Raw genomic sequence first — 5,010 nt, 5'->3', positions numbered from 1 at the left:
GCCAACGCCGGCGTCACGCCGGTGTCCCCGAGAGCCGGCGCGCACAGCGCCTCCGAAGCACCCCGAGAGAAAGGCCGTCCCGAGTGACAATCAGTATCCTCCTGGTCGAGGACGAGGAATCCATCTCCCAGCCACTCGCGTTCCTGCTGGAGCGCGAGGGCTACCGGGTGCGGGTCGTCAACGACGGAAACCGGGCGGTGCAGGAATTCCGCGACGAGCCGAGCGACCTCGTCCTCCTCGACCTCATGCTGCCGGGTATGCCCGGAACCGAGGTCTGCCGCGCGATCCGCGCGACCTCCGCCGTGCCCATCGTGATGCTGACGGCGAAGGACACCGAGATCGACGTCGTCGTGGGGCTGGAACTGGGCGCGGATGACTACGTCACGAAGCCCTATTCCTCCCGGGAGCTGCTCGCCCGCATCCGGGCCGTGCTCCGCCGCTTCGACACGGCCGAGCCTGAGCTGGAGGAGGACGGCGTGCTCGACGAGTCCGGCATCCGGCTCGACATCGAGCGGCACTCGGTCAGCGTCCGCGGGAGCGAGGTGCCCATGCCGCTTCGTGAGTTCGAGCTGCTGGAGATGCTGATGCGGCACGCGGGTCGCGTGCTCACCCGCGGTCAGCTCATCGACCGGGTCTGGGGGAGCGACTACTTCGGCGACACCAAGACGCTCGACGTGCACATTAAGCGCATTCGCTCACGGATCGAGGAGGACCCGTCCTCCCCGAAGCTGCTCAGCACGGTCCGCGGCGTGGGCTACCGCTTCGGCTAGCGGGGCGCCCGCCCCGCTCGGGCAGCAAAAAACCGCCGGGCGGGTGCCCGGCGGTTTTTCGTGTGCTCGGAGCGGAGCCGAGAGCTTAGGAAGACTTCTCGGTCTGCTCGGCGTCCTCGTCGGCGGGCGCGAGGTCAGCCGCGGTCAGCACGAAGCTGCGGTACTCGGGCAGGGTGCCGTCGAGGACGGGCAGGAAGTGCTTCTCCTCGGTGGCGTCGCCGGACTGCGCGTAGACGTCAACGCCGGCGCCAGCGGGGGCGGTCAGGCCGGAGACGACCACGACGGGCTCCTGCTCGTCGGGGTTGCCGAAGCGGGTCATGCCCGGCTCGACCTCGATGTTCGTGGTGAGGCGCTTGCCGTCCTGCACGATGGTGATGTCAACGGGCTTCGCCTGCTCGGCGTTGTTCTGCGCCGTGAAGACCAGGTTGTAGCTGCCCTCCTCCTCGGAGGTGATGAGCAGCATGTTGCGGAGCTGGACCTCGCCCGCGTTCACGCTCACCCCGTCGCTGGGGGCGTACTCGTAGAGGGTGGTCTGCTCGCTGATCAGCGAGCAACCCGTTGCGCCAAGGGTGACGGCCGCAGCGAGGGCAAGCGATGAGACGATTCGGTTCTTCACAGAGTCCTCCAGGAGAGATGTGTGAGGGGACATACGGGTCATCGTAGTGATGGCCCTGCGGTCAGTCTACTGCCCCGCGCAAGCGCATTGCAGGTAAGGGCACCCTAAGTAGCCATGGGTGAGTGTGGTATTCTAGGGGAGGTATTGGAAAAGGAGCTTACTCGATGCAATTTGAGGTCGGCGAAACGGTCGTGTACCCACACCACGGCGCAGCGAAAATTATCGAAGCAAAGAAGCGCAAAATCATGGGAGAGGAAAAGCTCTTCCTGAAGCTCCAGGTGAATCAGGGTGATCTGATCATCGAGGTGCCCGCCGAGAACTGTGATCTCGTCGGCGTCCGCGATGTGATCGACCAGGACGGCCTGCAGCAGGTGTTCGAGGTCCTGCGTGCGCCCTTCACCGAGGAGCCCACGAACTGGTCCCGGCGCTACAAGGCGAACGTCGAAAAGCTCGCCTCCGGCGACGTGATCAAGGTGTCCGAGGTCGTTCGTGACCTGTGGCGCCGCGACAAGGACAAGGGTCTTTCCGCTGGCGAGAAGCGCATGCTCGTCAAGGCGCGTCAGATCCTGACGTCCGAGCTGGCACTCGCCGAGAAGACCGATGAGGAATCAGCCTCCCGGGTTCTCGACGAGGTGCTTGCCTCCTAGCGAGCGTGATGCGCGAGTGCTGAGACACCGTGAGCGCTGACGCACCCGCGTTCGAGACGACCCCGAGGGCCCTTTCCGGCCTCGGGGTCGTTCTCGTCGCGGCCGGAAGCGGGCAGCGCCTCGGCGCGGGCATCCCGAAAGCGCTGACCACGCTCGGCGGGACGACGCTCCTGGAGCACGCGGTCGCCCGCATCACGCGCATTCCCGAGGGCGGACACCTCGTGGTGGTTGGCCCGGCCGGGCACGCGCGCCGGGTGCTCGACCTGCTCGAGCGCGCCGCGGCCGGCGGGCACTGGTCGCTCAGCCTGATCGACGGCGGCGCGGAGCGGCACGATTCGGTGCGCGCCGGACTGGACGCCCTCCCCGAGGGCATCGATGTCGTACTCGTCCACGACGCTGCCCGGGCGCTGACCCCCGTCGACGTGTTCGAACGGGTCGCCGCTGAGGTGCGCCGCACCGGGCAGGGGGTCATCCCCGGCCTGCCGGTGGTGGACACGCTGAAACGGGTCGACGACGCCGGGCAGGTTCGCGGCGACGTCGCCCGCGCCGAGTTGCTCGCAGCGCAGACCCCGCAGGGCTTCCCGCGGGAGCTCCTCCGTGCCGGGCACGACCGGGTTGCGGGACTGCCAACCGACGACGCCGCCGTGGTCCAGGCCATCGGCGCGCAGGTGCGCACCGTCCGGGGGGACCCCCTCGCGCACAAGGTGACGACGCCCTGGGACGTCCGCCTCCTCGAACTCCTCCTCGCGGACGGGGCGGGCGGCTCAGCCGCGGCCCCCGCCGCGACCCCGCCCCACAGAAAGGGACCCCGCGCATGACGATCCGCGTTGGCACCGGCACGGATGTGCACGCCTTTGACCCCGCCGCCCCGCTCTGGCTCGCGGGCCTCGCCTGGCCCGGCGAGGCCGGGCTGTCGGGGCACAGCGACGGCGATGCCGTCTGCCACGCGATCGTGGACGCACTGCTCGGGGCGGCGGGGCTCGGCGACATCGGCTCGTCCTTCGGCACCGCCGACCCCCGCTTCGCGAACGCGCACGGCGAGGTCTTCCTTCGCGAAACCCGTCGCCTGCTCGCCGAGGCCGGGTGGCGGCCCGGGAACGTCTCGGTCCAGATCATCGGGAACCGCCCCAAGTTTTCTCCCCGCCGGGCGGAGGCCGAAGCGCTGCTCAGCGAGATCCTGGGGGCCCCCGTCTCCGTGAGCGCGACCACGACGGACGGCCTCGGATTCACGGGCCGCGGCGAGGGAATCGCGGCGATCGCGACCGCGCTGATCGAGGCTGCGCCGGACGCCCCGGCGCAGGCCGCGACCCCGTCGTCACAAACGCCCGCCGCCCCGTAGGCTAGAGCTGTGCGCCAACTCATCTTCGATTCCCAGCTCGGCACCACCGTCGACTTTCAGCCGCTGACCCCCGGACGGGTCGGGCTCTACGTCTGCGGACCCACGGTGCAGTCCGCGCCGCACATCGGCCACCTGCGCAGCGCCCTGGTCTACGACCAGATCCGGCGCTGGTTCAGCCACGAGGGACTCGACGTCACCCTGGTGCGCAACGTGACGGACATCGATGACAAGATTCTCGAGAAGGCCGCCGAAGCCCAGGCCGCCGGGGGCACCGAGGAGTGGTGGGCGCTCGCCTACCGGGTCGAGCGGGACTTCACCGCCGCCTACGACGCCCTCGGGGTACTCGCCCCCACCTACGAGCCCCGCGCCACCGCGAACATCGGCCCGATGATCGAGATCATCGAGACCCTCATCGAACGCGAGCACGCCTACGTCGCGCTCGACGGCTCCGGCAGCGTCTACTTCGACACCGCCAGCTGGCCCCGCTACGGGGAACTCACGCACCAGCAGCGCGGCGACATGGAAAACGCGGCCGACAGCGAGCCGGTGGGCAAGCGCGATCCCCGCGACTTCGCCCTGTGGAAGGCGCACCGCGAGCACGAGCCCGCGAGCGCCTCCTGGCCGTCTCCCTGGGGGCGCGGGCGGCCCGGCTGGCACATCGAGTGCTCCGCGATGAGCACGAGCTACCTCGGCGAGGCCTTCGACATCCACGGCGGCGGGCTCGACCTGCGCTTCCCCCACCACGAGAACGAGCTGGCGCAGTCCGCCGCGGCCGGGCACGGTTTTGCGAAGCACTGGATCCACAACGGCCTCGTCAACACCGCGGGCCAGAAGATGTCCAAGTCCCTGGGCAACTCGGTGTTCGCGGCGGATCTCCTGGGTCAGGCCCGGCCAATCGTGTTACGCTACTTCCTCGGCTCCGCGCACTATCGATCCGTGCTCGACTTCTCGGCGGGCGCGCTCGACGAGGCAGAGATCGCGTTCTCCCGCATCGAGGGTTTCCTCGACCGGGCGCTGCGCGAGCTGGGCGCCGAGGCGGTGGTGTCCGGTCCCGTGCCGGAGGACTTCCGTCGGGCGATGCTCAACGACTTCGCGATCCCGCAGGCCCTGGCCGCGTTGCACACCCGTGTGCGCGCCGGGAACTCCCAGCTGGACGGCGGCGACCGTGCTGGCGCCGCCGAGACCCTCGGCGGGGTGCTCACCATGCTCGATGTGCTGGGCCTCAACCCGAACGACCCGCACTGGGCCGGGCGGGAGAGCACCGGCCAACCGGGCGCGGAGCGCGCGCTCGATGCCCTCGTGGGTGAGCTGCTCGACGAGCGGCAGACCGCCCGGGCCAACAAAGATTTTGCGGCAAGCGACCTGATCAGGGACCGCCTGAGCGCCGCGGGAATCACGATTGAGGACACCCCTCACGGAACACACTGGAGTTTGCATGTCGAATAAGAAGAACCGCCCCGGCGCCGTCCGCAAGAAGAGCCGCGGCGCAGCCGTCGGCTCGGGCGGGCAGGGTCGACAGGCGCTCGAGGGTCGCGGCCCGACGCCCAAGGCGGAGGACCGGCCGTACCACCCGAAGGGGAAGGCGAAGCTCGCCCGCGATCGCTATGAGGCCGCGGGCGGCAAGGACCCCCGCCGCGG

4 protein-coding genes and 2 pseudogenes are annotated in these 5,010 nt (G+C 69.6%); 5 read left to right on the top strand and 1 reads right to left on the bottom strand.

All coding sequences use genetic code 11. The annotated features are described in order from the left end of the window. Positions 1-83 precede the first annotated feature (83 nt). Positions 84-770 (top strand): response regulator transcription factor, encoded by a 687-nt coding sequence (locus OOT08_RS04850; protein WP_325091432.1) that lies wholly within the window; start codon positions 84-86, stop codon positions 768-770. Between the two features lie 85 nt (positions 771-855). Here OOT08_RS04850 and OOT08_RS04845 read toward each other — a convergent pair whose 3' ends face one another. Then, positions 856-1,419, bottom strand: a complete 564-nt coding sequence (locus tag OOT08_RS04845) for a DNA modification methylase (RefSeq protein WP_325091431.1) — start codon at positions 1,417-1,419, stop codon at positions 856-858. Positions 1,420-1,550: 131 nt separating this feature from the next. Between OOT08_RS04845 and OOT08_RS04840 the strand changes: the two genes are divergently transcribed. The 4 genes and pseudogenes from OOT08_RS04840 to OOT08_RS04820 form a co-directional block, all read left to right on the top strand. After that, on the top strand, positions 1,551-2,033 hold the full coding sequence (locus tag OOT08_RS04840; protein ID WP_325091430.1) for a CarD family transcriptional regulator: 483 nt from the start codon (positions 1,551-1,553) through the stop codon (positions 2,031-2,033). 29 nt (positions 2,034-2,062) lie between these two features. Continuing rightward, positions 2,063-3,372, top strand: a pseudogene (gene ispD, locus OOT08_RS19085) (2-C-methyl-D-erythritol 4-phosphate cytidylyltransferase). A gap of 9 nt (positions 3,373-3,381) precedes the next feature. After that, positions 3,382-4,818: a cysteine--tRNA ligase gene (cysS, locus tag OOT08_RS04825; RefSeq protein ID WP_325091427.1), complete on the top strand. Its 1,437-nt coding sequence runs from the start codon at positions 3,382-3,384 to the stop codon at positions 4,816-4,818. After that, positions 4,808-5,010: pseudogene (locus tag OOT08_RS04820) on the top strand (23S rRNA (guanosine(2251)-2'-O)-methyltransferase RlmB); the annotation flags it as partial. The gene cysS and the pseudogene OOT08_RS04820, both read left to right, overlap by 11 nt.

Source organism: Leucobacter sp. M11 (genome assembly GCF_035726885.1).
GTDB lineage: Bacteria > Actinomycetota > Actinomycetes > Actinomycetales > Microbacteriaceae > JAPFRB01.
This window is presented reverse-complemented; position numbering and strand designations above follow the sequence as displayed.